At 67.5% G+C, this 25,025-nt stretch carries 24 protein-coding genes; 19 read left to right on the forward strand and 5 right to left on the reverse strand.

Annotation, left to right across the window (positions count from 1 at the left end):
* Positions 1 to 67: 67 nt before the first annotated feature.
* From BMZ21_RS11485 to BMZ21_RS11530, 10 genes are all read left to right on the forward strand, one after another.
* Positions 68 to 805 carry a lipopolysaccharide-assembly, LptC-related protein gene (locus tag BMZ21_RS11485; RefSeq protein WP_143079691.1) on the forward strand — a complete coding sequence of 246 codons (738 nt, stop codon included), beginning with the start codon at positions 68 to 70 and terminating at the stop codon, positions 803 to 805.
* Positions 806 to 846: 41 nt separating this feature from the next.
* Complete coding sequence (locus BMZ21_RS11490; protein ID WP_091833618.1) at positions 847 to 1,485, forward strand: LptA/OstA family protein; 639 nt, start codon at positions 847 to 849, stop codon at positions 1,483 to 1,485.
* A 111-nt stretch (positions 1,486 to 1,596) separates the two neighbouring features.
* Positions 1,597 to 2,493 carry an LPS export ABC transporter ATP-binding protein gene (lptB, locus tag BMZ21_RS11495; RefSeq protein WP_425285437.1) on the forward strand — a complete coding sequence of 299 codons (897 nt, stop codon included), beginning with the start codon at positions 1,597 to 1,599 and terminating at the stop codon, positions 2,491 to 2,493.
* Positions 2,494 to 2,653: 160 nt separating this feature from the next.
* On the forward strand, positions 2,654 to 4,186 hold the full coding sequence (rpoN, locus tag BMZ21_RS11500; RefSeq protein WP_091833621.1) for an RNA polymerase factor sigma-54: 1,533 nt from the start codon (positions 2,654 to 2,656) through the stop codon (positions 4,184 to 4,186).
* Positions 4,187 to 4,374: 188 nt separating this feature from the next.
* Positions 4,375 to 4,962: a ribosome hibernation-promoting factor, HPF/YfiA family gene (gene hpf, locus BMZ21_RS11505; protein ID WP_091833624.1), complete on the forward strand. Its 588-nt coding sequence runs from the start codon at positions 4,375 to 4,377 to the stop codon at positions 4,960 to 4,962.
* Positions 4,963 to 5,046: 84 nt separating this feature from the next.
* Positions 5,047 to 5,508: a PTS IIA-like nitrogen regulatory protein PtsN gene (gene ptsN / locus BMZ21_RS11510; protein ID WP_091833628.1), complete on the forward strand. Its 462-nt coding sequence runs from the start codon at positions 5,047 to 5,049 to the stop codon at positions 5,506 to 5,508.
* A 135-nt stretch (positions 5,509 to 5,643) separates the two neighbouring features.
* Positions 5,644 to 7,260, forward strand: a complete 1,617-nt coding sequence (locus tag BMZ21_RS11515) for a fumarate hydratase (RefSeq protein WP_091833631.1) — start codon at positions 5,644 to 5,646, stop codon at positions 7,258 to 7,260.
* Positions 7,257 to 7,589, forward strand: a complete 333-nt coding sequence (locus BMZ21_RS11520) for a hypothetical protein (protein WP_091833633.1) — start codon at positions 7,257 to 7,259, stop codon at positions 7,587 to 7,589. Before BMZ21_RS11515 ends, BMZ21_RS11520 begins: the two co-directional genes overlap by 4 nt.
* Positions 7,590 to 7,621: 32 nt before the next feature.
* The gene (locus BMZ21_RS11525; RefSeq protein ID WP_091833636.1) at positions 7,622 to 8,287 is read left to right on the forward strand and encodes an MBL fold metallo-hydrolase; all 666 of its coding nucleotides are present in this window, start codon (positions 7,622 to 7,624) and stop codon (positions 8,285 to 8,287) included.
* 352 nt (positions 8,288 to 8,639) lie between these two features.
* Positions 8,640 to 10,094: a phospholipase D-like domain-containing protein gene (locus BMZ21_RS11530; RefSeq protein ID WP_091833639.1), complete on the forward strand. Its 1,455-nt coding sequence runs from the start codon at positions 8,640 to 8,642 to the stop codon at positions 10,092 to 10,094.
* Between the two features lie 159 nt (positions 10,095 to 10,253).
* Here BMZ21_RS11530 and BMZ21_RS11535 read toward each other — a convergent pair whose 3' ends face one another.
* Both BMZ21_RS11535 and efp read right to left on the reverse strand, forming a co-directional pair.
* Positions 10,254 to 10,772: a DUF1993 domain-containing protein gene (locus BMZ21_RS11535; protein WP_091833642.1), complete on the reverse strand. Its 519-nt coding sequence runs from the start codon at positions 10,770 to 10,772 to the stop codon at positions 10,254 to 10,256.
* 92 nt (positions 10,773 to 10,864) lie between these two features.
* Entirely contained in the window at positions 10,865 to 11,434 is a 570-nt protein-coding gene (gene efp / locus BMZ21_RS11540; RefSeq protein ID WP_091833646.1) for an elongation factor P, read from the reverse strand.
* Positions 11,435 to 11,566: 132 nt separating this feature from the next.
* On the opposite strand from efp, the gene epmA reads away from it, so the two are divergent.
* The 6 genes from epmA (at position 11,567) to BMZ21_RS11570 (ending at position 15,870) form a co-directional block, all read left to right on the forward strand.
* The gene (gene epmA / locus BMZ21_RS11545) at positions 11,567 to 12,631 is read left to right on the forward strand and encodes an EF-P lysine aminoacylase EpmA (protein WP_091833649.1); all 1,065 of its coding nucleotides are present in this window, start codon (positions 11,567 to 11,569) and stop codon (positions 12,629 to 12,631) included.
* A complete protein-coding gene (locus BMZ21_RS11550; protein WP_091833652.1) occupies positions 12,628 to 13,692 on the forward strand; it encodes a lysine-2,3-aminomutase-like protein in 1,065 nt (354 codons plus the stop codon). Before epmA ends, BMZ21_RS11550 begins: the two co-directional genes overlap by 4 nt.
* A 40-nt stretch (positions 13,693 to 13,732) precedes the next feature.
* A complete protein-coding gene (locus tag BMZ21_RS11555) occupies positions 13,733 to 14,407 on the forward strand; it encodes a DsbA family oxidoreductase (protein WP_167561609.1) in 675 nt (224 codons plus the stop codon).
* Positions 14,408 to 14,527: 120 nt separating this feature from the next.
* A complete protein-coding gene (gene pyrF / locus BMZ21_RS11560) occupies positions 14,528 to 15,235 on the forward strand; it encodes an orotidine-5'-phosphate decarboxylase (RefSeq protein ID WP_091833658.1) in 708 nt (235 codons plus the stop codon).
* Positions 15,236 to 15,271: 36 nt separating this feature from the next.
* Positions 15,272 to 15,559 carry a DUF1330 domain-containing protein gene (locus BMZ21_RS11565; protein WP_091833661.1) on the forward strand — a complete coding sequence of 96 codons (288 nt, stop codon included), beginning with the start codon at positions 15,272 to 15,274 and terminating at the stop codon, positions 15,557 to 15,559.
* Positions 15,560 to 15,561: 2 nt separating this feature from the next.
* Positions 15,562 to 15,870, forward strand: coding sequence for a DUF1330 domain-containing protein (locus BMZ21_RS11570; RefSeq protein WP_091833665.1), 309 nt, complete (start codon positions 15,562 to 15,564; stop codon positions 15,868 to 15,870).
* A gap of 163 nt (positions 15,871 to 16,033) precedes the next feature.
* On the opposite strand, the gene BMZ21_RS11575 is transcribed toward BMZ21_RS11570, so the two are convergent.
* The 3 genes from BMZ21_RS11575 to BMZ21_RS11585 all read right to left on the reverse strand — a co-directional run bounded on the left by BMZ21_RS11575 (position 16,034) and on the right by BMZ21_RS11585 (position 19,196).
* Positions 16,034 to 17,131, reverse strand: coding sequence for an NADH:flavin oxidoreductase/NADH oxidase (locus BMZ21_RS11575; protein WP_091833668.1), 1,098 nt, complete (start codon positions 17,129 to 17,131; stop codon positions 16,034 to 16,036).
* A 20-nt stretch (positions 17,132 to 17,151) separates the two neighbouring features.
* Entirely contained in the window at positions 17,152 to 18,090 is a 939-nt protein-coding gene (locus BMZ21_RS11580) for an AEC family transporter (protein ID WP_143079692.1), read from the reverse strand.
* A 104-nt stretch (positions 18,091 to 18,194) separates the two neighbouring features.
* Complete coding sequence (locus tag BMZ21_RS11585) at positions 18,195 to 19,196, reverse strand: DUF808 domain-containing protein (protein WP_091833674.1); 1,002 nt, start codon at positions 19,194 to 19,196, stop codon at positions 18,195 to 18,197.
* 173 nt (positions 19,197 to 19,369) lie between these two features.
* Here BMZ21_RS11585 and BMZ21_RS11590 point away from each other — a divergent pair, with 173 nt between their 5' ends.
* From BMZ21_RS11590 to BMZ21_RS11600, 3 genes are read left to right on the forward strand one after another with little or no spacing between them, the layout of a single operon-like run.
* Positions 19,370 to 20,200 (forward strand): ImuA family protein, encoded by an 831-nt coding sequence (locus BMZ21_RS11590; RefSeq protein WP_091833677.1) that lies wholly within the window; start codon positions 19,370 to 19,372, stop codon positions 20,198 to 20,200.
* Positions 20,118 to 21,653: a Y-family DNA polymerase gene (locus tag BMZ21_RS11595; protein WP_091833680.1), complete on the forward strand. Its 1,536-nt coding sequence runs from the start codon at positions 20,118 to 20,120 to the stop codon at positions 21,651 to 21,653. The genes BMZ21_RS11590 and BMZ21_RS11595 overlap by 83 nt, the downstream gene beginning before the upstream one ends.
* Positions 21,650 to 25,009, forward strand: coding sequence for an error-prone DNA polymerase (locus tag BMZ21_RS11600; RefSeq protein WP_091833683.1), 3,360 nt, complete (start codon positions 21,650 to 21,652; stop codon positions 25,007 to 25,009). The genes BMZ21_RS11595 and BMZ21_RS11600 overlap by 4 nt, the downstream gene beginning before the upstream one ends.
* Positions 25,010 to 25,025 lie beyond the last annotated feature (16 nt).

Raw genomic sequence — 25,025 nt, forward strand, 5'->3', positions numbered from 1 at the left:
CGCTGCTGATTGTCGGCGTGCGCCGGTTCGACATGAAAAAGCCGCCGGTGGCTGGCAATGGGCGGGCATGAGCTTGGCGATCACAACTCCTGAGACACGCAGCCCGGCGGCGATTCGGGCGCAGATGCGGCAGAGCGCCTTCCGCGCTGCGCGCCGGCATTCCGCGCTCGTGCGCCTGCTCCGGCGCCTGATTCCGATCGGGGCGATCGTCGCTGTGGTGGGGTTGATCATCGTTCCCTTCCTCAACCCGCTGCGCCATGCCGGCAATTTCTCGCTGGGTGGGATCAGCCTGTCGGGCGGCAAGGTGGTGATGGAAACGCCGAAGCTCGCCGGCTATCGCAAGGACAACAGTCCTTACGAGGTCACGGCGGAATCGGCTCTGCAGGACGTCCGCAATCCCACGCAGATCGAGCTCGTGCAGATGGTCGCGCGGGTGCTGATGAAGTCCGAAGGCTGGATCAACATCAATGCCCGCAGCGGCCTTTTCGACCAGACGAAAGAGAAGCTGAAGCTGGTCGACGACGTGAAGATCCGCACCGATTCGGGCTATGATGTCCGCATGCGCACCGCCGACGTTGATTTCAAGGCCGGAACCGTCAACTCGCGCGAGCCGGTGAAGGTCAATCTCGGCACGACGACGGTTGACGCCGATACGCTTGACGTGAAGGACAATGGCGCGCTCATCACCTTCGAGGGGCGCGTGCATGTGCTGATCGAGAACGCGCCGGCCCGCAGCCTGGCCGGCCCGGAGCGCGAAGGCAGCACGCCCAATCTCGAAGCTCTTCGCCCGGCCGGCAAGCCGTGAGATCATCGCATCCAGCCATGCAGATCAGCCACAGGTCACCGATGAAAGCTCTCGCTCTCGCTCTCGCTGTTCTGGTCGCTCCGGCGCTGTCGACAGCTGCATTCGCTCAGCAGCCGGCCGCCAAGCCGGCCAAGGCGCGCGGTGGCGCTCCGGGCTCGCCTTTCGGCGGCATGGGCGGCGACAGCAAGGAACCGATCAAGATCGACGCGAACAAGCTCGACGTGCTCGACAAGGACAACAAGGCGGTCTTCTCCGGCAATGTCGTCGCCGTGCAGGGCGAGACGACCGTGCGCTGCTCGGTGATGACGGTGTTCTATGAGGGCCGGGGCCAGGGTGGGACGCCGAGGCCGGCGCAGCCTGCTGCGCAAGGCCAGGGCGCCAATGACGGCGCGATCAAGCGCATCGAATGCAGCGGGCCGGTCACCGTCGTGTCGAAAACCCAGGCCGCGACCTCGGACAATGCCGTCTTCGACCGCGCCAATAATCAGGTGATCATGACCGGCAATGTCGCGCTGAACGATGGCCCGAACATCACCCGCGGCGACAAGCTGGTCTATAATACGCAGACCGGCATCGCCAACGTGACGTCGAGCGGGCGTGTCCAGGGCTTCTTCGTGCCGAACTCGGGTGACAACAAGGACGGCAAGGACAACAAGGCCGGCGCCAAGCCAACCAATTGATATTCCTTTGCGGCAGGGGCGGCTGCAGGAAGGCGTTGCCAGTTCGGCGCGCCTGGCATACCAGAGCGGACCCATGTCGAACGCCAGCAGCTTGAATTTCCTCCTGTGACGATATCCACGTCTCCGCCTTCCGATGCTGGCCAGCAGGCGCAGCCAAGCCCGGCGCGGCCGGCCAAGGCGCCGGCGACGCCGGGGCTGTTCGGGCGACTCTTCGGCCGGGGCAAGGACAAGCAGGCTGTCGAAGACGACGAGCAGCCTGGCCCGGTCGCGAGCGCGGTCGGCGGTGCCGGCATCCTCGCCGTCAGCGGCCTGCGCAAGACCTATGGCGCCCGCAATGTCGTGAGCGAGGCCTCGCTCTATGTCCGCAATGGCGAGGCGGTCGGCCTGCTCGGCCCGAACGGCGCCGGCAAGACCACGATCTTCTACATGATCACCGGTCTGGTCAGCGCCGATATGGGTGTGATCTCGCTCGAAGGGAACGACATCACCAACCTGCCGATGTACCAGCGCGCCCGGCTCGGCATCGGCTATCTGCCGCAGGAAGCCTCGATCTTCCGCGGCCTCTCGGTCGAGGACAATATCCGGGCCGTGCTCGAGGTGGTTGAGCCGAACCGCAAGAAGCGCGAGCGCGAGCTCGACAAGCTGCTCGACGAATTCAACATCAGCCGCCTTCGCAAGGCGCCCTCGATCGCGCTCTCGGGCGGCGAGCGCCGCCGCTGCGAGATCGCCCGCGCACTCGCCGGGCGGCCCTCCTTCATCCTGCTCGACGAGCCCTTCGCCGGCATCGACCCGATCGCGGTCGGCGACATCCAGGAGCTGGTCCGGCAATTGACCGATCGCGGCATCGGCGTGCTGATCACCGACCACAATGTCCGCGAGACGCTCGGGTTGGTCGATCGCGCCTACATCATCCATTCCGGCCGGGTGCTGACCGAGGGCTCACCGGCCGAGATCATCGCCAATGCCGATGTCCGGCGTGTCTATCTCGGCGAGGATTTCCGGCTCTGAGGCGTCCGACACGCGGTCGCCACACCAGCTATGTTGCGGTGCATTAACTTCCCGACGCAAAAGCCTGTCCAAGGCTTTGACGTGGCCGCGGCCGGCGGTTAGTCTGTTCCACAGGCAAGAACCGTGCCGAATTGCCGCAGGCTAAGGAGTCGGGATCGCGATGGCGATGATGCCACGCATGGAGCTGCGCCAGGGCCAGTCCCTGGTGATGACGCCGCAGCTATTGCAGGCGATCAAGCTGCTCCAGCTCTCCCATCTCGAACTCCAGAGCTTCGTCGAGGGCGAGCTCGAGCGCAATCCGCTGCTCGAGCGCGGCGACGAGGCTCCCGATGCCGGCTCGCTCAACGGCGCCGGCGAAAGCCCGCTCGCCGCCGATGCCGAAGCCTATGCCCGCGCCGAGAGCCTCAACACCCAGGAGGGCATCGAGGGCCGGCTCGGCACCGGGCTCGACAATGTCTTCCAGAACGAGCAGCCCAAGGCGGCGCGGCTGGAGACACAAGGAGCCGACAGCCTGCCGATCATCGGCGGCACCTATGGCGGCTCCGGCGGCTCGTTCGATGAGGGGCCCGAGGGCTTCGAAAGCGGGCTGACAAGCGAGCTTTCGCTGCACGAGCATCTCAGCGCCCAGCTCGACCTGGCCTTGACCGCGCCGGCCGAACGCCTGATCGGCCGCCACATCATCGATGGCGTTGATGATGCCGGCTATCTGACCGAGCCGCTTGCCGACATCGCCGAACGCCTCGGCGTCGATCTTGCCAGGGTCGAGCGGGTACTCGCCATCGTCCAGGGCTTCGATCCCAGCGGTGTCGCCGCCCGCGATGTCGGCGAGTGCCTGGCGATCCAGCTGCGTGACCGCGACCGCTACGACCCGGCCATGCAGGCCCTCATCGCCAACCTGCCGCTCCTCGCCAAGCGCGACTTTGCCACCCTGAAGCGCATCTGCGGCGTCGATGACGAGGACATCGCCGACATGGTCGCCGAGATCCGGCGGCTCGACCCCAAGCCTGGGCGCGCCTTCGGCGGCTCGGCGGCGGAGACGGTGGTGCCGGATGTCTTCATCCGTGCTGCGCCGGACGGTTCCTGGCTTGTCGATCTCAACCCAGACACGTTGCCGCGCGTGCTGGTCAACCAGACCTATCATGCCCGCGTCACGAAGGCGGCCCGTAGCGATGTGGACAAGGCCTTCATCGCCGAATGCCTGCAGACGGCGAATTGGCTGACCCGCTCGCTCGAGCAGCGCGCCCGCACCATCCTGAAGGTCGCCAGCGAGATCGTGCGCCAGCAGGATGGCTTCTTCGCCCATGGCGTCGAGCATCTGCGCCCGCTCAACCTCAAGACCGTCGCCGACGCGATCGGCATGCACGAATCGACGGTCTCGCGCGTCACCTCGAACAAGTACCTCGCCTGCCCGCGCGGGGTCTTCGAGATGAAATACTTCTTTTCCGCCGCGATCGCGGCGACCGGTTATGGCGAGGCGCATTCGGCCGAGGCCGTACGGCACCGCATCAAGCAGATGATCGACGAGGAGCCGCCGCGGGACGTGCTTTCAGATGACGCCATCGTCTCCAGGCTGAAGGAGAGCGGCATCGATATCGCTCGCCGTACCGTGGCGAAGTATCGGGAATCGCTGCGCATTCCCTCCTCGATGGAGCGCCGCCGCGAGAAGGCGGCGATGGCGCTGGCCGGACGCTGAGGGGCGAACTCTTCCACGCCCGGCGTGCGGCGCAGCACAAATCGTCTTCTGTTCCATGAGATGCTCGCAGGCTTGCCCTGCCGCCAGAGCAACTGCGCGAGACCGCGCATTGACAACCCCATGAGGCCGTCCTTACCTCCTGAGGATGGTCGGCTACTGACCATGGCGACAAGAAGGGGAAGCACTCCATGAGCTTGCGAATCTCCGGCAAGAATCTCGATGTCGGCGAGGCCCTCCGTGGCCAGGCCGAGGCCAGGGTCGCCGCAGCGTTGGGCAAATACTATGAGGGCGGCTATCAGGGCCACGTCACCGTCGGCAAGGATGGCACCGCCTTCAAGACCGACGGTGTTCTGCATCTGTCTTCCGGCATCACCCTCGAAGCGTCGGCCACTGCGCATGATCCTTATGCCAGCCTCGACAAGATGGCCGAGCGCATCGAGAAGCGGCTGCGCCGCTACAAGCGACGGCTGAAGGATCGCGCCGCTGCCGCCAATGGGCGGGAGGCGGCCGTGGAAATCCCCAGCTATGTGATTGCCGCTCCCGACGAGGATATCGAGGAACACGAGGCCGATTACGCCGGTGAGAACCCGGTGATCGTGGCCGAATCGACCAAGTCCCTGCACCAGATGACGGTAAGCGACGCGGTCGCCGAGCTCGATCTGACCGGCGCGCCTGTGGTTATCTTCCGCCATGCTGGCAATGGCCGCATGAACGTCGTATACCGCCGCCGCGACGGCAATATCGGCTGGATCGATCCGCCGGCTTCTCTTTCTTGAAGTCCCGCCGCTGATGGAATTCGGGTGCCGGCCGGGATGCCGGTGGCGCCCGCGTTCCGGCACGGGACATGCATGGATTGGCCTATGACGCTGACCGATCTTCTTCGGCCCGATGCGGTGATCTCGCCGTTGCGCGCCAACAGCAAGAAGCAGGCCCTGCAGGAGCTGGCGCAGCACGCCGCCCTGCTCACCGGCCTGCCAGAGCGCGAGCTGTTCGAGGCCCTGCTCCAGCGCGAGCGTCTGGGTTCGACCGGCATCGGCGACGGCATCGCGATCCCGCATGGGCGCATGGCCGGCATCGATCGTCTTGTCGGTCTGTTCGCCCGCGCTGAGAAGGCGATCGATTTCGAGGCGCTGGACGGCCAGCCGGTCGACATCATCTTCGTGCTGATCGCGCCGGAAGGGGCGGGGGCCGATCATCTCAAGGCCCTGGCCCGCGTCGCCCGCGTGCTGCGCAACCAGGCGGTGCTGGAGCAGGTGCGCCACGCGCATGACCCGGCCGCCATTTACGCCATCCTTGCGGAGACCGCCGCCAAGGCGGCCTGACGGCAGGCCGCATGAGGCGGCTTCTTCCTTTGAATGATGACAGTCTGGGCTTGGAGGCCTTGCCCCGAGCGGCTATGACGCGGCCGAAGCTGTGAGGCGCCGTGCGCGGCGCCATTGAACCGCCGGAGTGCCGCGATGGCCTACACCCATGTCGATCTCTTCCCCCTCGGCGAGGACAAGACGCCCTATCGCTCGCTCGGCAGCGACGGCGTCACGGTCGAGACGGTCGCTGGCCGCGAGGTCCTGAGCGTCTCGCGCGAGGCGATCAAGCGGCTCTCCGAGCAGGCTTTCATCGACATCAACCACCTGCTGCGCCCGGGCCATCTCGCCCAGCTCGCCAAGATCCTCGACGATCCCGAGGCGACTGGAAACGACCGCTTCGTCGCCTATGACCTGCTCAAGAACGCGGGCATCGCTGCCGGCGGCGTGCTGCCGATGTGCCAGGACACCGGCACCGCAATCATCATGGGCAAGAAGGGCCGCAAGGTCTGGACCGACGGCGACGACGAGGCGGCGCTCGGCGAGGGCGTCTACGACGCCTATCTCAAGCGCAATCTACGCTATTCGCAGGTCGCTCCGCTCTCCATGTTCGAGGAGAAGAACACCGCGACCAACCTGCCGGCGCAGATCGACATTTATGCCGAGGGTGAGGATGCCTACAAATTCCTCTTCGTTGCCAAGGGCGGCGGCTCGGCCAACAAGACCTTCCTCTTCCAGGCGACGCCCTCGCTCCTGACCAGGGACCGGATGATGGCGTTCCTGAAGGAGAAGATCCTGACGCTCGGCACCGCCGCCTGCCCGCCCTATCACCTCGCCATCGTCATCGGCGGCACTTCGGCCGAGCAGAACCTGAAGACGGTCAAGCTGGCCTCGACCAAGTACCTCGACGCTCTGCCGATCAAGGGCTCTCCCTCCGGCCATGCCTTCCGCGACCTTGAGATGGAGGAGGAGGTCCACAAGCTGACGCAGGCGCTCGGCGTCGGCGCCCAGTTCGGCGGCAAGTATTTCTGCCATGACGTGCGCGTCATCCGCCTGCCGCGCCACGGCGCCTCGCTGCCGATCGGGCTCGGCGTCTCCTGCTCGGCCGACCGCCAGGCCAAGGGCAAGATCACCAGGGACGGCATCTTCCTGGAGGCGCTGGAGACCGATCCGTCGAAGTATCTGCCCGAAATCGACGAGGCCAAGCTCGGCGGCGACGTCGTCAAGGTCGATCTCAACCGGCCGATGGCTGAGATTCTCGCCACATTGACGCAATACCCGGTAAAGACCCGGCTCTCGCTGACCGGAACGATCATCGTCGCGCGCGACTCGGCTCATGCCAAGATCCGCGAGCGCCTGGAGAACGGCCAGGGCATGCCGGACTATCTGAAGAACCACCCGGTCTACTATGCCGGCCCGGCCAAGACGCCGGAGGGCTTCGCCTCCGGCTCCTTCGGCCCGACCACGGCCGGCCGGATGGACTCCTTCGTCGACCAGTTCCAGTCCTTCGGCGGCTCGATGGTGATGCTGGCCAAGGGCAACCGCTCGGCCCAGGTCCGCGAGGCCTGCAAGGCCCATGGCGGCTTCTATCTCGGCTCGATCGGCGGGCCGGCGGCGCGGCTCGCCCAGGACTGCATCCGCAAGGTCGAATTGCTCGAATACCCCGAGCTCGGCATGGAGGCGGTCTGGCGCATCGAGGTCGAGGATTTCCCCGCCTTCATCGTCATCGACGACAAGGGCAACGACTTCTTCAAGGAGCTGAACCTCGGATGATCGCCCGCGCTGCCGTCGCCGTCCTGCTGGCCCTGGCTCCCGCTGTCGCATCGGCGCAGCCGCGTCCCGTTCCGGCGACGTGCTCGCGTGACCTGTTCCAGAACGAGGCGGCGATGCGCCAGCGCCAGTACAAGATGCAGCAGGTCGCCACGGCCGACCAGGCGACGCAATGCGCCGCCTGGCGCGACCACGTGACCTTCATGCAGAAGGCGCGTTCGGTCTTCGCGACCTGCCAGACCGGCCGGCAGCGCGAGGAGAACGTCGCGCAGATGGACCAGTCGCTCGCCGACTATCGCGTGCTGCTCGCCAATCGCTGCGGGCGCCGATAGACAGTTCCGGCTCCCCTGACGAAAGGCCTGCGATGACCGACCAGACAGAAAGCCCGCTCGGCATCGCCGTCGTGCCGGTGACGCCGTTCCAGCAGAACTGCTCGATCGTCTGGTGCACACGCACCAAGGAGGCCGCGATCGTCGATCCCGGTGGCGATGTCGAGCGCGTCCGCGGCGCGCTGACGGAGCTCGGCGTCACGCCGGTCGCGATCTGGCTGACCCATGGCCATATCGATCATGCCGGCGGTGCGACCGAGCTCGCCGGCGTCTTGAACCTGCCGATCATCGGCCCGCACGAGGCCGACAAGTTCCTGCTCGACGCCCTGCCGCAGCAGGGGCTGATGTTCGAGATGCGCGGCGTACAGGCGGTGACGCCGACGCGCTGGCTCGCCGAAGGCGACACCGTCTCGATCGGCGATATCGAATTCTCCGTGCTGCATGTGCCGGGACACACGCCCGGCCATGTCACGCTGTTCCAGAAGGATCTGCGCTTCCTGCTCGCCGGCGACACGATCTTCGCAGGCTCGGTCGGCCGTACGGATTTCCCCTATGGCAACCACAAGGACCTGATCGGTGGCATCAAGGGCAAGCTGCTGCCGCTCGGCGACGATGTCCAGTTCCTGCCAGGCCATGGTCAGGCGAGCACGCTCGGCGAGGAGCGCAAGACCAATCCGTTCCTGCAGGGGAATTCGCAGTAGGCCACCGCTGTCATGCTCGCCCTTGTGGCGAGCATCCACGTCTCGAACACTGCGCGCGATCATTGATGCGAAGACGTGGATAGTCGGGACAAGCCCGACCATGATGGGAAAGGTGATGACCCAGAAACGCTAACGGCCATGTCCGGAAGAGCGCGCGTACATCCGGCGTCGCTGGCTTCGGGTTCATGGCCGTCTTCAACGGAACGGAGGGCGGTGGAACGCCCTCGACATTGCCGTGATCCCGATATGGGACTGTGATCCCATCATTGCAAGGGCAGGTCCATGACAGTGGGCCACGCGTTCAGGCGCTTGACCGCGTTGCCGGTTTCGCTGCCCATGCGATAGTCGGGCGATGTGGGATATTCTCTCCGCCTATTGGCCTCATATCCTTGGCTTCGTGTCGCTGGCGCTGACCGTGGTCGCCGCCAGCCATGCCGCGATGACCAAGGACGATGTCCGCGCCGCCATCGGCTGGGTCGGCGTCATCGTGCTCTCGCCGATCATCGGGTCGCTGGTCTATGCGGTCGGCGGCATCAACCGCATCCGCCGCGCCTCGATCGCCTCGCAGCGCCGGCAGACGCTCGCTTATCCACTGGCTCAGACATTCGAAGTCTCCGACGCGGAGGTCGCCGGCGATGTCGGGCGCCGCTTCGCCGCGCTGAAGACGCTCGGCGACAAGGCGACGCGCCGGCATCTCAAGACCGGCAACGCCATCGCGGTGCTCCGGACCGGTGATGAGGCCTATGCCGCGATGATCGCGGCGATTGCGGCGGCCGAGCGCTCGGTCATTCTCGAAACCTACATCTTCGACCGCGATCCGCTCGGCCTGCGCGTCGCCGACGCGCTGATCGCGGCCCATGAGCGCGGCGTCGCGGTGCGTGTGCTGATCGACGCCGTCGGCGCGCGCTATTCGGTGCCGAGCATCGTCGGCTACCTGCAGAAGGGCGGCGTGCCGGTCGACGTCTTCAACGGCAATATCATCATCGGCCTGAGATTGCCCTATGCGAACCTGCGCACGCACCGCAAGCTGCTGATCGCCGATGGGCGGATCGCCTTCGCCGGCGGCATGAACATCCGCCGGGGCTTCACGACCGAGTTTGCCGGCGAGGCGGCTGGGCACGATACGCATTTCCGGATCGAGGGACCGGTCGTCGAGGACCTGTTCGGCGTCGCTGCCGAGGATTGGCGCTTCGCTTCGGGCGAGGAGCTGACTGGCGATACCTGGACGGTCACGCCGGAGGCGGCTCGACAAGGTCCGACGGTGCTGATGCGCGCGGTGGCTTCCGGCCCCGACGCCAGCCTGGAGACCAATCACAAGCTGCTGATCGGGGCGTTCTCGGTGGCGCGCGAGTCGATCCGGATCATGTCGCCCTATTTCCTGCCGGACCGGGAATTGATCAGCGCGCTGGTCACCGCGGCGCGGCGCGGCGTCGCCATCGACATCGTCGTGCCTGACGTCAACAACCTCGTCCTGGTCGATCGCGCCATGCGGGCGCAGTTCGACCAGGTGCTGAAGGATGGTTGCCGGATCTGGCGCGCCACCGGCTCCTTCGACCATTCCAAGCTGCTCGCGATCGACGGCACCTGGGCCTATGTCGGCTCGTCCAACCTCGACGCGCGCTCGCTCAGGCTGAATTTCGAGATCGATCTCGAAGTGCTCGACCAAGGCTTCGCCCGCAGGATCGAACAGCGCATCGATGCCGCGATTTCAGGAGCTCATCCGGTCACGCTAAAGGAACTGCGCGCGCGGCCCTTCCCCTTGCGTCTGCTCGACCGGATGCTCTGGCTCTGCTCGCCCTATTTGTGAGGGCTGGTGTCGCCTTCGTCAGAAAGCGCGTGTCGTCCCGGGCGACCGAAGGGAGACCCGGGACCCATTCCGGAACCTTTCCGATAGAGGTTCAGGCATGGATCCCGGATCTCCGCTTCGCTCCGTCCGGGATGACCCGGATGTTGACGGCGCCAAGCCTCAGGCGTCGAACACGCCCTTCAGGAAGTCCTGCTTGCCGATCTGGAAGCCGTTCTCGCGCAGGATGTCGTAGGCCGTCGTGGCGTGGAAGTAGAAGTTCGGCAGGGCAAAGCGCGTGAGATAGTCGGCGCCCTTCATCGTCACGGTCGCCGAGGGGCCGCGCGGGAAGGTCACATCCTTGTCGAGCCCGGCATCGAGCGCCGCCTTGTCGACCGAGGCGATGAAGTCGAGCGTTTTCGCGATCCGCGCCTTCAGCTCCTCGAAGCTCTTCTCCTCGTCGGGAAAGCGCGGGTTCTCCGCCCCGCTGACCCGCGCCGCGGCGTTCTTGGCGAAATCCGACATGAGCTGGACCTGCCGGGTGAAGGACAGCATGTCCGGGGCGAGCCGGCTCGACAACAGCACCTCCGGCTGGATCTTGCGTTGTGAGGCCTCCGCCGTCGCCTTGTCGAGGATGGCGTCGAGCGCCTTCAGGGTCTGGATGAAACCGGGGAAGACGGCGTCATAGGCGGAAAGCGGCATTGGGGGACCTCACCAACGAAAACGGGCCCGGAGAAGGGCCCGCTGTCATCAGCGATATAGGGCTTCGCCGCCGCTGTCAGCGGCGCACGGCGTCAGTCCTTGGCGCGCTCGACATAGGAGCCGTCGGCGGTCATCACCACGATGCGGGTGCCCGCTCCGATATGCGGCGGCACGGCGGTGCGCACGCCATTGGTCAGGATCGCCGGCTTGTAGGAGGAGGAGGCCGTCTGGCCCTTGGTCACCGGCTCGGTCTCGGCGACCTCGACCGTGACGCGCTGCGGCAGCTCGATCGCCACCGCCCGGTCCTCGAACACCGAGAGCGAGACCTTCATGCCTTCCTGGAGATAGGGAGCCATGTCGCCCACGACATCGCCATCGACCGGGATCTGGTCGTAGGTCTCGGGGTTCATAAAAACGTACTGCTCGCCGTCCTGGTAGAGATAGGTGAAGTCGCGATCCTCGACATAGGCGCGCTCGACCTGCTCGGTCGTCTTGTAGCGCTGGGTCATCTTCACGCCATCGGAGATGCGGCGCATGTCGATCTGCGTCGTCGGCGTACCCTTGCCCGGGAAGAAGCTCTCGGCCGAGATGACCGTGCAGAGATGTCCGTCGAGCTCGAGGACGTTGCCCTTGCGGACGGAGGAGGCGATGACCTTGACCACGTGTGATTTCCTTGGCTGGCGCGGGCTTCATCCGCGCGCTATGCGAAGTCCTGTGCCGCGCCACTACCGCATTCGAGGCGCAAACGGAAGCGCGCAGGCCGGTTTGCGTGGCTTTCGCTATAGAGAGATGTGATGAGCCAGAGCTATCCGCCCTTATGGCGGCCGGACATCCATGCCGACCGGCGCCCCGCGCTGCTGGCGCGCGGGCGGATCAAGGCTGCGCTGCGGCGCTGGTTCGAGGCGCGCGACTTCATCGAGGTCGAGGCCGCGATCCTGCAGCTCTCGCCCGGCAACGAGACGCATCTGCACGGCTTTTCGACCTCGCTGATCGACGATGCCGGCGCCGGCCACCCCTACTACCTGCACACCTCGCCCGAATTCGCCGCCAAGAAGCTGCTGGCGGCCGGCGAGCCCCGCCTCTTCGATTTCGCGCGCGTCTTCCGCAATCGCGAGCGCACGGCGCTGCACCATCCGGAGTTCACCATGCTGGAGTGGTATCGCGCCGGGGAGAATTATGACGCGCTGATGGATGATTGCGCGGCGTTGCTCGCCGAGGCGGCCCGCGCGGCCGGGGCGAGCGTGCTGCGCTGGCGCGGCGCCGAGGTCGACCCGTTCGCGGCGCCGGAGCGGCTGACCGTGCAGGATGCCTTTCGCCGTCATGCCGGCATCGATCTCAAGCGCACGATCGCGGCCGACCTCTATCTCGACCGCCCGGCGCTGGCGGCCGATGCCGCTGAAGCCGGCATCCGGGTTGCCGAGGACGACAACTGGTCCGACATCTTCAGCCGCATCCTCTCCGAGAGGATCGAGCCCGAGCTCGGTCGCGGCCGCGCCACCATCCTGTGCGAATACCCGATCTCGGAAGCGGCGCTGGCCCGGCCGAAGCCCGGCGATCCGCGCGTCGCCGAGCGCTTCGAGCTTTATGCCTGCGGGGTCGAACTTGCCAATGCCTTCGGCGAGCTGACGGACCCGGCCGAGCAGCGCCGGCGCTTCGAGGCTGATATGGACGAGAAGCAGCGCATCTATGGCGAGCGCTATCCGGTCGACGAGGACTTCCTCGCCGCGCTTGCGGTGATGCCGCAGGCGTCGGGCATCGCGCTTGGGTTCGACCGGCTGGTCATGCTCGCCACCGGCGCACGCCGGATCGAGGATGTGCTCTGGACGCCGGTCGCGGAACCGGGCAGGGGAGGGCGATGACGATCCATCAGCCGCCCGGCCAGCCGCTGAAGACGCTCGACGCCCTCGTCGAGCGCGGCCTTGTCGCGCCTGAGCGGCGCGCGGCGCTGGCCGAGGTGGCCAAGCGCTACGCCGTCTCGGTGACGCCGGCGATCGCGGCGCTGATCGATCCGGCCGACGAAGCCGATCCGATCGCCCGCCAGTTCATCCCTGCTTCGGCCGAGCTGACGACCTTACCGGAAGAACGGGCCGACCCGATCGGCGACGAGGCGCATTCGCCGGTCGAGGGCGTGGTCCATCGTTATCCGGACCGGGCCTTGCTCAAGCTGGTCCATGCCTGCCCGGTCTATTGCCGCTTCTGCTTCCGCCGCGAGATGGTCGGCCCGGGCGGCGATGCCTTGACCGGCGACAAGCTCGATGCCGCGCTCGCCTATCTGACCTCCCGTCCGGAGATCTGGGAGGTGATCATGACCGGCGGCGACCCGTTGATCCTCTCCGCCCGCCGCGTGCGCGAGGTGGCCAGGCGTCTTGCCGCGATCCCGCATATCAAGGTGGCGCGCTGGCATACGCGCGTGCCGATGGTCCAGCCCGAGCGCATCACCGAGGATTATGCCCGCGCGCTGCGCATTCCCGGCAAGGCGAGCTACATCGCCGTCCACGCCAACCACCCGCGCGAGTTCACCGCGGACTCGAAGGCAGCGCTGGCGCGCCTCGCCGACGCCGGCCATGTCCTGATCAGCCAGAGCGTGCTGCTCAAGGGCGTCAACGCCGATATCGAGACGCTGTCGGCGCTGATGCGGGCCTTTGTCGAGAACCGGGTGAAGCCGTATTACCTGCACCATCCCGATCTCGCGCCGGGGACCTCGCATTTCCGGCTCTCGCTGGCGGAAGGGCAGGCGCTCGTCAAAAGCCTGCGCGGCAACCTTTCCGGCCTGTGCCAGCCGACCTATATCCTCGACATCCCAGGCGGGGCCGGCAAGATCCCGGTCGGGCCCGCCTTCCTTTCGGGCTGCGAGACGCCCGGCGCGCACGGCTTCGCGGAGGATCGCCATGGCGAGCTCCACGCCTATCCGCCGGTCTGACGCAAGCCCCGCCGCGGCGCTCCGCGAAGGATCGAAGACCATGCTGACCCCCTCCGCGCCCGACAAGCTGCCGCTCGCGATCGTTTCCGACATCGCCTGCCCCTGGTGCTTCATCGGCAAGGCCCGGCTCGAGACCGCGCTCGCCAACCATAATCTGACCGAGCGGGTTGCCATCACCTGGCTGCCCTATGAGCTCAATCCGGAGATGCCGGCCGACGGCATGGACCGCACCGCCTATCTCGACGGCAAGTTCGGCCCCGGCAAGCGCCGCGAGATCGAACTGCGCCTGTCCGAGGCGGCGCTGGAGAGCGGCGTCACCTTCAACTGGGCCAAGGTGACGAAGAGCGTCAACACCCGCATGGCGCATATGCTCGTCGCCGCCGCAGCGACCGTGCAGCGCGGCGGCGAGATGACCGCGGCGCTGTTCAAGGCCTATTGGCAGGATGGGCGCGATATCGGCGACCTCGAGACGCTGGTCGCGATCGCCGGCGAGCAGGGCTTCGACGAGCAGGCGGCGCGCGACGAGCTCGCCAATGACGAATTGCGCGAGACCATTATCGGGCTGGAAGCCCATGCCCAGAAGGTCGGCGTCACCGGCGTGCCCTTCTTCATTGTTGACGGCAAGCTCGCGGTGTCGGGCGCGCAGCCGCCGGAGGTCTGGACGCAGGTGTTTGCGCAGGTGCTGGCGGCGAAGCCTCATGACGAGGATGATTGACGCGTTCCGGAGTGCATCTTTGCTGCCGGGTCGAAAAAAAGATCCGTCTCAAAAATGAGAAATCCTTGCGCTAGCACTCGAATCGTGCCTTTCACCCGGTAACAGGCGGAGGGCAGAGCGATGACGCAGAAGATCAACGATCTCCGGGACCGCATGATCGTCGCGCTCGACGTGCCGACGGTCTGGGACGCCTATCGCATCGTCTCGACGCTCGGCGACGGCGCGAGCTTCTACAAGATCGGCTATCGGCTCGCCTTCGCCGGCGGGCTCGACCTTGCCCGCCAGCTCGTGACCGAAGGCAAGAAGGTCTTCCTCGATCTCAAGCTGCACGACATCGGCAACACGGTGACCGAGGGCGTGGAATCGCTGACCAAGCTCGGCGTCACCTTCCTGACCGTGCACGCCTATCCGCAGACAATGCGCGGCGCGGTCGAGGGCCGCGGCGAGGCGGCGCTGAAGCTGCTCGCCGTCACCGCTTTGACCTCCTATGACGATGGCGACCTCAGGGATGCCGGCTATGGGCTCGCGGTGCGCGATCTCGTGCGCCTGCGCGCCCAGCAGGCCCGCACCGCCGGCGTCGACGGTATCGTCTGCTCCGCCGCCGAGACCGAGATCGTCCGCGACGTCATCGGCCCCGACATGGCGATCGTCACCCCCGGCATCCGGCCGGCCGGCAGCGCCGTCGGCGACCAGAAGCGCACGCTCACCCCGGCCGAGGCGATCCGCGCCGGCGCCGACCACCTCGTTGTCGGGCGTCCCATCATCCGCGCGGCAGACCCGCGTGCAGCGGCGGCTGCGGTCATGGACGAGATCGCCGGCGCCGCATAATCTCCCGCCTCCTTTCCATCGGATACGGATACGGCAATGCCCAAGGGATATGTGATCGGTCGCGCCAAGGTGACCAATGCGACGCAATGGGCGGTCTATGCCGCGAAAGCCTCCGAGGTGATCAAGCAGTATGGCGGCACGCCTCTGGTCCGCGGCGGCCAGATGTCGGTCGGCGAGGGCGAGGGCCGGGCTCGCAACGTCGTCCTGGAATTCCCCGACTACGCGGCAGCCAAGGCCTATCTGTTTTCGGTCGAGTACGCCGAGGCACGCAAGCTGCGCGAGGGCGCCGGCGAGATCGACCTGATCGCGGTCGAGGGGGCGTGACCATGGCGAAAGGCTACTGGATCGCCCGCGTCGACGTGCAGAACGAGTCGGAATACGCCACCTACCGCTCGCTCAACGCCATCGCCTTCGCCAAATACGGCGGCAAGTTCGTCGTCCGCGGCGGCGAGTACAAGCTCGCCCGCGGCGAGGGCCGCAAGCACAACGTCGTCATCGAGTTCAAGGACATCGAAACGGCACGCGCCTGCTACGATTCGCCGGAATACCAGGCGGCGGTGCAGCATCTCGCCAAGGTCGGCCCGGTCGATCTCGTCATCATCGAGGGCTATGAGGGCGCGCAGCCGGGCGATTGAGTCCGGTCCGCGCATTCAAACCCTCTAGTCGTCCCGGGCGACCGGAGGGAGGCCCGGGACCCATTCCGGAGCCTTTCCGATAGAGGTTCCGGAATGGATCCCGGATCGGCGCGGCTTCGCCGCTTGTCCGGGATGACTGCCTTTGTGTTGGTAGGGCGACGTTTCAACTCTCGAACAGCGTCCGGAAGCGGCTCGGCTGCGAGCGCAGATACTGCTTCGGCGCCTTGACGCTGGCGCCGAGATGGGCGGCGGCATGCCAGGGCCAGCGCGGATCGTAGAGGATGCCGCGGGCGAGTGCGACCATGTCGGCATCGCCGCCGGCGACCACCGCCTCGGCATGCTCGTAATCGGTGATCAGGCCGACGGCGATGGTCGGCACGCCCGTCGCCGTCTTCACCGCCCGGGCCAGCGGCACCTGATAGCCCGGCGACAGCGCGATTGTCTGCGCGGCCGAGACGCCGCCGCTGGAGACATGGATGAAGCTGACGCCGCGCGCCTTCAGCGCCTCCGAGAAGGCGACGGTCTGGGCGATGTCCCAGCCGCCCTCGACCCAGTCGGTCCCGGAGACGCGCACGCCGACCGGGATCGCGGCCGGCACCGCCTCGCGCACCGCATCGAAGACCTCGAGCGGAAAACGCATGCGGTTCTCCAGCGAGCCGCCATAGGCATCGTCACGCTGGTTGGCGAGCGGCGACAGAAACTGGTGCAAGAGATAGCCATGGGCGCAATGCAGTTCGATCGCCTGCAGGCCGAGCCGCACGGCCCGGCGCGCCGTCGCGACGAAGGCTTCGCGGATCCGCTTCAGCCCGGCGGCGTCGAGCGGCAGCGGCGGCCGGTCCTTGGCCTGCATCGGCAAGGCCGAGGGTGCGAGCGTCTGCCAGCCGCGATCCTCGAGCGGGCGCTGCCCGCCACCCGTCCAGGGCGAATGGACCGAGGCCTTGCGGCCGGCATGGCCGAGCTGGATGCCGATCGGCATCTCGGAATGGCGCCGGATACCCTCAAGCACGCGCGCCAGCGCCGCCTCGTTCGCATCGCTCCATAGGCCGAGATCGTCCGGGCTGATCCGCCCCTCGGGCTCGACCGCGGTCGCCTCGATGATCAGCAGCCCGGCGCCCGACAGCGAGAGGTTGCCGAGATGGATCAGGTGCCAGTCGGTCGCCGAGCCCTCCTCGGCCGAATACTGGCACATCGGCGCGATCACGATCCGGTTCGACAGGTGCAGGCCGCCGAGGTCGAAGGGCTGGAAGAGCTGGCTTGGCATGGATGTCTCCGGGCTGGCGTTCAGGGCGAGATCAGCCAGATTGCGAGGGGGAAGGTGAGGGCGGCTGCGGCAGTCGAGATCACGATCGCAGCCGCGATCGGGCGGCTGCCGGTGTCGAAGCGTTCGGCAATGACGAAGACATTGGCCGCGATCGGCAGCGCCGCATAGAGCACGCCGGCCTGGACCCAGAACGGGTCGAGCTTCAGGACCAGCGCCAGCACGACCCAGGTCAGCAGAGGGTGCAGGATGAGCTTGCCGGCGACCAGCGGCAGCACGCCGCGCAAGGGCAGCCTGCCCTGCCGGCTCCACTGGAAAGCAGCGATCCCCAGCGCGAAGACGCCGACCGGCGCGGCCGAGGCGCCGAGGAAGAGGAGGAACCGGTCGACCGGCTCAGGCAGCGCGACCCCGCTCAGCGACAGTGCGATCCCGGCCATGATCGAGAGCATGAACGGGTTGACGATCGTACCGCGGACGAGCCTGGCCGCGATCGCAAGTGGCGAGCCCTGGCCGCGTCCGGCCTCGATCAGCCCGATCGAGAGCGGCACGATCAGGGCGGTGTCGCAGATCAGGCCGATCGCGATCGGCGCCGCGGCGCTGTCGCCGAGGAAGGCGAGCATCAGCGGGATGCCGAGGAAGGCGAAATTGCCGCCGACCAGTGCCTGGCCGCGTGACACCGCGTTGGGGAAAGGCAGGCCGAGCAGGCGCCGTTGCAGCAGGATCGCGAGCGCCAGCACCGCGACGCCGATCAGGGCGAGAGCGGCGAAGAAGACCCCGTTCCACAATTCCGCGATCGGCTGGCGCGACATCACCCGCAGGACCATCGCCGGCGTCGCCACCATGAAGGCGAAGGTGTTGAACACCCTGACTGTGTCGGCCGCGAACAGGCTGCGCCAGGCGGTGAAGGCGCCGAGCGCGATCACCGCGAAGAAGGGCGTACTGGTGGCGAGGAATTGCAGCATGAACGGACCGGTTGCCCGCGCGACGGGCTTGTCCAATCGCGCTAGCAGATTTCAGCAAGGCGCGCGGCTGCCGCAGACGCATGGGGCCTGCGCTTGGGCGGCGCTCAATGCCGCTTCGCCTCGGCGGCGGCAGTCTTCGTGCCGCTGCCACGCCGCGCCTTCAGCACCGGCTCGACGACGAAATGCATGCCGACGAGGCAGAGCCCGCCGATGACGAGTCCGAACACCGCGGAGGCGGCCGCCGTGGTCAGCCATTCGAGCGCACCCTTGAGCGCCGGCCAGGAGCCTCCGACCGCGACGGCGACGGCATGGATGGCATGCTCGATCCCGGCGAGCCCATAGCCGGCGAGGCCATGGATGATGATGCCGCCGCCGACCCAGAGCATCGCCGCCGTGCCGACCGCGCTCAGCACCTTGAGGAAGGGCGGCATGCCGGTGACGAGGCCGCGCCCGAGGAGCCGGATCGGGAGGATACTGCTGCGCGCCAGCGCGACGCCGGCATCGTCCGCCTTCACGATCAGGGCGACGACGCCATAGACCAGCACGGTCATGCCGAGGCCGACCACGGCCAGCACCAGCGCCTGCATCCAGAAGGACGAGTCGGTGACCCCGGCGAGCGTGATCGCCATGATCTCGGCCGAGAGGATGAAGTCGGTCTTGATCGCGCCGGCGATCTTCTGGTCTTCGAGCTGCTTTGCGTCGAGGATATCGGTGCCGCCCTCGCCGGCGGCCTCGTCGTGATGCGCGTGCGGTACGACGAGCTCGTAGACCTTCTCGAAGCCTTCGAAACAGAGATAGGCGCCGCCCGCCATCAAGAGCGGCGTTATCGCCCAGGGCGCGACCAGGCTGAGCACCAGCGCCGCCGGCAGCAGGAAGATGAGCTTGTTCTTCAGCGAGCCGAGCGCGATCTTGCCGATGATCGGCAATTCGCGCTCCGCCGCGAAGCCGACCGCGTAGCGCGGGGTCACCGCTGCGTCGTCGATGACGATACCGGCTGCCTTGGCGCCGGCCTTGGTCGCTTGCGCGGCGGCATCGTCGAGCGCGGCCGCGGCGACCTTGGCCAAGGCTGCGACGTCGTCGAGAAGGGCGAAGAGTCCCGAACTCATGGCGGTCTCCAGGCGAGGCCGCGGGCTTGCGGCGCACAGCGGATAGGTGATCCGATTTGCCCCGATATGACAGCAGCGAGCCGCTCGCAGGCAAGCGGAAGCGGATGCGGACTTGACTCCGGCGCGTTTTGGAGTCGCTTTATGACTGGAACAAAAAGTGAACATGTGACCCTATGGCAGACGCCTCCACCCGATCCCTGACAGCCTTACGGCAGAGCCTCGCTCTGGCGGGGCTGGCGCGCGAGCTTTCGCCGGTGGAGCGGGTCGCGTTCGGATCGCCCTCGCTGGATGAGCCGCTGGGGGGAGGGATCGCGCGCGCCGCCTTGCATGAGGTCTACGCCGCGGCCGGGGCCGACCTGCCCGCCGCCACGGGCTTCGCCGCGGCGCTGGCTTTGCGCGCTGCCGGCTCGCGGCCGGTGCTCTGGGTCCGGCAGGATTTCCTCGATGCCGAGGCCGGACAGCTGCATCCGCCGGGCCTGGCCGAGCTCGGGCTCGATCCCGCGCAGATCCTGCTGGTCCGGGTCCGGGATGGCGAGGGCGCGCTGCGGGCCGGCGCGGAAGCGGCACGTTGCGCCGCGCTCGGGGCGACCCTGATCGAGCCCTGGGGCGCGCCGCGCCAGTTCGACCTGACCGCCAGTCGGCGCCTCGCGCTGGCGGCGGAGGCGTCCGGCGTCCTGACCTTGCTGCTGCGGGTGGCGGCAGAGCCGCAGCCCAGCGCCGCCAGCACGCGCTGGCAGGTGCGCCCCTTGCCGTCGCGGGCGCGGGAGGCGGAGGCGCCGGGCGATCCCGCCTTCGGATTGCGGCTGCTGCGCCATCGCGGCGGCCTGGGTGAGCGTGAGTGGCGTGTGGAGTGGAACCGTGACGAGCGATGTTTCCGGGACAGGATCGGGAGCGAGGGAGGCAGCAAGAATGGAGCGGGATATGCAGCGCCGCTATCTCGCCCTCTGGTTTCCCTATCTGGCGAGCGAGCGCCTGCGCCGCCGGGGCTCCGCCGGGCCGGATGAGCGTCCGCTCGTCCTGGTCGAGAAGGATCGCGGTGCGCTGCGTCTCGCCGATTGCGACCAGCGCGCCTTCAAGCTCGGCCTGACCCGCGGCCTGACCCTGGCCGATGCCCGCGCCCGTATCCCCGAGTTGACAGTGGTCGAGGCTGATCCGGCTGCCGACCGGCGCCTGATCGAATGGCTCGCCGCGCTCTGCGATCGCTTCACCCCGCTCGTCGCGCTCGACCCGCCGCATGGGCTCGTGCTCGACATCACCGGCTGCGCCCATCTTTTCGGCGGCGAGGCGGCGCTGCGCCAGCGCGTCGGCCGCAGCATGGATTGGCTCGGTCTCACTGTCTTCGCCAGCATCGCCGGCACGCCGCAGGCGGCCCGCGCCCTCTCCCGCTTCGGTCGCTGCGCCATCTCGCTGCCGGGGGAGGATGAGCAGCGGGCACTGCTGCTGCCGGTCTCGGCATTGGAGGCTTCGTCCGAGACGGTGATCGCCTTGTCGCGTGCCGGGCTGAAGACATTGGGAGATCTCGCCGGCCGCCCCTCGCACACGCTCGCCGCTCGCTTCGGCGAGGCGCTCGTCACGAAGCTGCGTCGCGTTCTCGGCCATGAGGATGCCCGGATCACGCCCCTGCGTCCGCCGCCCGATTGCGTGGTCGAGCGGCATTTCCCCGATCCTTTGCAGGATACCGACGGGCTTGAGGAGATCGTCACCCACCTGCTCGGCGAGGCCAGTCGCCTGCTCGAGGCCCGCGGCGAGGGCGGGCGCGCCTTCGAGGTCAGCTTCTTCCGCAGCGACGGCGCCGTGCGCCGGCTTCAGCTGGAGACCGGCCGGCCCTCGCGCGACGTCGCCGCGATCCTGCGGCTCTATCGCGAGCGTATCGACAGCCTGGCCGATCCGCTCGACCCCGGCTTCGGCTATGACGCGATCAGGCTTTCCGTGCCCGTCTGCGAGCCGCTCGGCACGCCGCAGGCGAGCCTCGACGGGCGCGCCGTCGAGGAGGAGGCGGTCGCCGATCTCGTCGATCGTCTTGTTACTCGCTTCGGCCGCGAGCGCGTCTTGCGCTTCGTCGCGCGGGACAGCCATCAGCCCGAGCAGGAGGCTGCGCTTGTCCCAGCCGCAGCTAAGTCGAACGAGGCGCTGCCTTGGCCCGTTGCCCAGCCAGACGAGCCCCCGGCCCGCCCGCTCCAGCTCTTCGAGCCGCCCCAGCCGGTCGAGACCCTGGCCGAGGTGCCCGATGGCCCGCCTTTGCGTTTCCGCTGGCGGCGCGTGCTGCATGAGATCGCCCGGGCCGAGGGGCCGGAGCGGATCGCGCCGGACTGGTGGCGCGATGGGCCGGGTGAGCACACGCGCGACTATTATCGCGTCGAGGATGCGCAAGGGCGTCGCTTCTGGCTCTACCGCGCCGGCCTCTATGGTCGCGAGACGACCGCGCCGCGCTGGTATCTGCACGGGCTGTTCGCATGACCATCTATGCTGAGCCCGTCGCTGCGACGAACTTCTCCTTCCTGCGCGGCGCCTCGCCCGGGCCGAATCTGGTGATGACCGCGCTCTTGCTCGGACAGGCGGGCCTCGGCATCGCCGACCGCAATACGGTCGCCGGCGTGGTGAGGGCCTGGGCCGCGCTGCGCGACCTGCGCGAGGACGGCGTGCTGGCCCCCGAGAAGATCCGCGAGGGCGGCAGCCCGGGCGAATATATCTGGGTCGAGAACCCGGCCTTCGACGATCTGCCTTTCACCTTGCCGCAGCTACAGGCGATGGCGAAGGCCTTCAAGATCGCCACCGGCAGCCGCCTCGTCTTCGCCGACGGCACGCCGGACATCGTCGTCTATCCCGCCAACCGCGCCGGCTGGGGCAGGCTCTGCCGCCTGCTCACCACAGGCAATCTGCGCGGCGCCAAAGGCGAGTGCATCCTTTCCCTCGACGACCTGCTGCACGATGCCCGCGACCTCCTGCTGATCGTCATGCCGGAGCGCCGGCTGGACGGGCTCGCGGAGGTCCTCGCCCGGCTCGACGCAGCCGCCCCCGGGGCGGTCTGGCTTGCGGCGACCATGGCGCGCCGCGGCGACGACCGCCGCCGCCTCGCCCGTCTCCGCAGCATCGCGGCCCCGACCCGCACCCCGCTGATCGCCACCAATGACGTGCTCTACGACGCTCCCGAGCAGCGCGACCTGCAGGACCTCATGACCTGCATCCGCGAAGGCACGACGATCGACAAGGCCGGCCGCCTGCTCGAGGCCAATGCGGAGCGCCATCTCAAGCCGCCACAGGAGATGGCGAGGCTCTTCAAAGAGGCGCCGGAGGCGATCGAGGAGACGCAGCACCTCTTCGGCCGCATCGACTTCGATCTTGAGGAGCTGAAATACGAGTATCCGGACGAGCCGGTCCCGCCCGGCTGGACGCCGCAGGGTTGGCTGGAGGAACTGGTACGCCGGCGCCTGCCGATGCGCTATCCAGCCGGCATTCCGGAGAAGGTGCAAAGCCAGGTCGATGACGAGCTCGTCCTGATCGGCAAGCTCGACTACGCCCGCTACTTCCTGACCATCCGCCAGATCGTCGAATTCGCCGAAAGCGAAGGCATTCTCTGTCAGGGACGAGGCTCGGCTGCGAATTCCGCAGTCTGCTACGCGCTCGGCATCACCTCCGTTGATCCGAACGAATACCAGTTGCTCTTTGCCCGCTTCATCTCCGAGCAAAGAAGCGAGCCGCCCGATATCGACGTCGATTTCGAACATGAGCGCCGCGAGGAGGTGATCCAGTGGATCTACAAGACCTATGGCCGCGAGCGCGCCGGCATCGCCGCGACGGTGATCCATTATCGGCCCCGCAGCGCCATGCGCGAGGCCGGCAAGGCGCTGGGGCTGACCGAGGACGTCACCGCCCGCCTCGCCTCGACGCAATGGGGCAGCTGGGGCTCCGACATCACCCGCACCCAGATCCGCCAGGCCGGGCTCGACCCCGACAATCCGGTGATCGCGCGGGCGGTGCACTTCGCCGTGCGCCTGCTCGGCTTCCCGCGCCATCTCTCGCAGCATGTCGGCGGCTTCGTGCTGATGCGGGGGCGCCTCGACGAGACCGTGCCGATCGGCAAGGCCGCGATGGCGGACCGCACCTTCATCGAATGGGATCGCGACGACATCGACGCGTTGGGGCTGATGAAGGTCGACGTGCTCGCCTTGGGCATGCTGACCTGCATTCGAAAGGCCTTCGAACTGATCGCGCAGAAGGAGGGTAAAAGCTACGCCTTGGCCGATATCAAGGACGGTGATGAGGCCACATACGACATGCTTTGCGAAGGCAAGTCGCTCGGTGTCTTCCAGGTCGAGAGCCGGGCGCAGATGAACATGCTGCCGCGCCTGAAGCCGCGCGAGCTCTACGATCTCGTCATCCAGGTCGCGATCGTCCGCCCCGGCCCAATCCAGGGCAACATGGTCCATCCTTATTTGAAGCGGCGGGCGGGCATCGAGCAGGTCGACTACCCTTCGCCGGCGCCCCCCCATCATCCGGACGAACTCCGCCAGGTTCTCAAGCGCACCCTCGGCGTGCCGCTCTTTCAGGAGCAGGCGATGCAGCTCGCAATGACGGCGGCGAAGTTCACCGACCCCGAAGCCAACGGCTTGCGCAAGGCGATGGCGACCTTCCGCAATGTCGGCACCATCGGCCATTTTGAGGCGCTGATGGTCGAGCGCATGGTCGCTCGCGGCTATGAGCGCGATTTCGCCCAGCGCTGCTTCGAGCAGATCAAGGGCTTCGGCAGCTACGGCTTCCCCGAGAGCCACGCCGCCTCCTTCGCCAAGCTCGTCTATGTCTCGTCCTGGCTGAAACGCCATCATCCCGCGATCTTTGCCGCGGCGCTGTTGAATTCGCAGCCCATGGGCTTCTACGCCCCGGCGCAGATCGTCCGCGAGGCGCAGGAGAATGGCGGTGTCGAGCCGCGGCCGATCGACGTCAATTCCAGCGCCTGGGACAATCTGCTGGAGCCGGGAGGGCCGGGCTGGAAAAGCCCCTGGGCGCTGCGCCTCGGCCTGCGCCAGCTCGACGGCTTCAGGGAGGAATGGGCGGAGCGTCTCGTCGAAGCCCGGACCGAGCCCTATCGCGATGTCGAGGAACTCGCCCGCCGGGCGCACCTGCCGGCCCGTGCCATGCGCCTGCTCGCCGATGCCGACGCCTTCCGCTCGCTAGGGCTCGACCGGCGCGAGGCGCTCTGGGCGGTGCGCCGCCTGCCGGACGACGAGGCCCTGCCGCTGTTCGAGGCGGCGCAGGCGCGCGAGCTCGGGGCGGAACGCACCATGGCGCTGCCGCTGATGCCGCTCGCCGAGCACGTCGTCGCCGATTACCAGACGGCGCGGCTCTCGCTGAAGGGCCATCCGATGGGTCTGCTGCGCGCCCGCTTCGCCAGCGAGCGCATCGCGAGTTGCGGGCAGATGTCAGCGATGCGCGATGGTGCCTGGGCCAGCGTCGCCGGCGTCGTGCTGGTGCGCCAGCGACCCGGAAAGGGCAATGCCATCTTCATCACGCTGGAGGACGAGACCGGCATCGCCAATGTCGTGCTCTGGGCCCGCGATTTCGAGCGCTTCCGCCGCGAGGTCATGGCGGCGCGGCTGCTCCTGGTCGAGGGTCGGGTGCAGAAGAGCCCGGAGGGCGTGATCCATCTGATGGCCAAGCGCGTCTTCGACCGCTCGGCCGAGCTGCTCGGCCTCTCCGACACCCACCGCGCCGAGATCGTGCTGACCCGCGCCGACGAGTTCAAGCATCCGCAGATCCCGCGGGGGCGCCATCCCCGCAATGTCCGCATCCTGCCGAAATCCCGCGATTTCCATTGAAGGCGCCTGCCCATTC

The organism is Allobosea lupini, from assembly GCF_900109525.1.
Lineage (GTDB): Bacteria > Pseudomonadota > Alphaproteobacteria > Rhizobiales > Beijerinckiaceae > Allobosea > Allobosea lupini.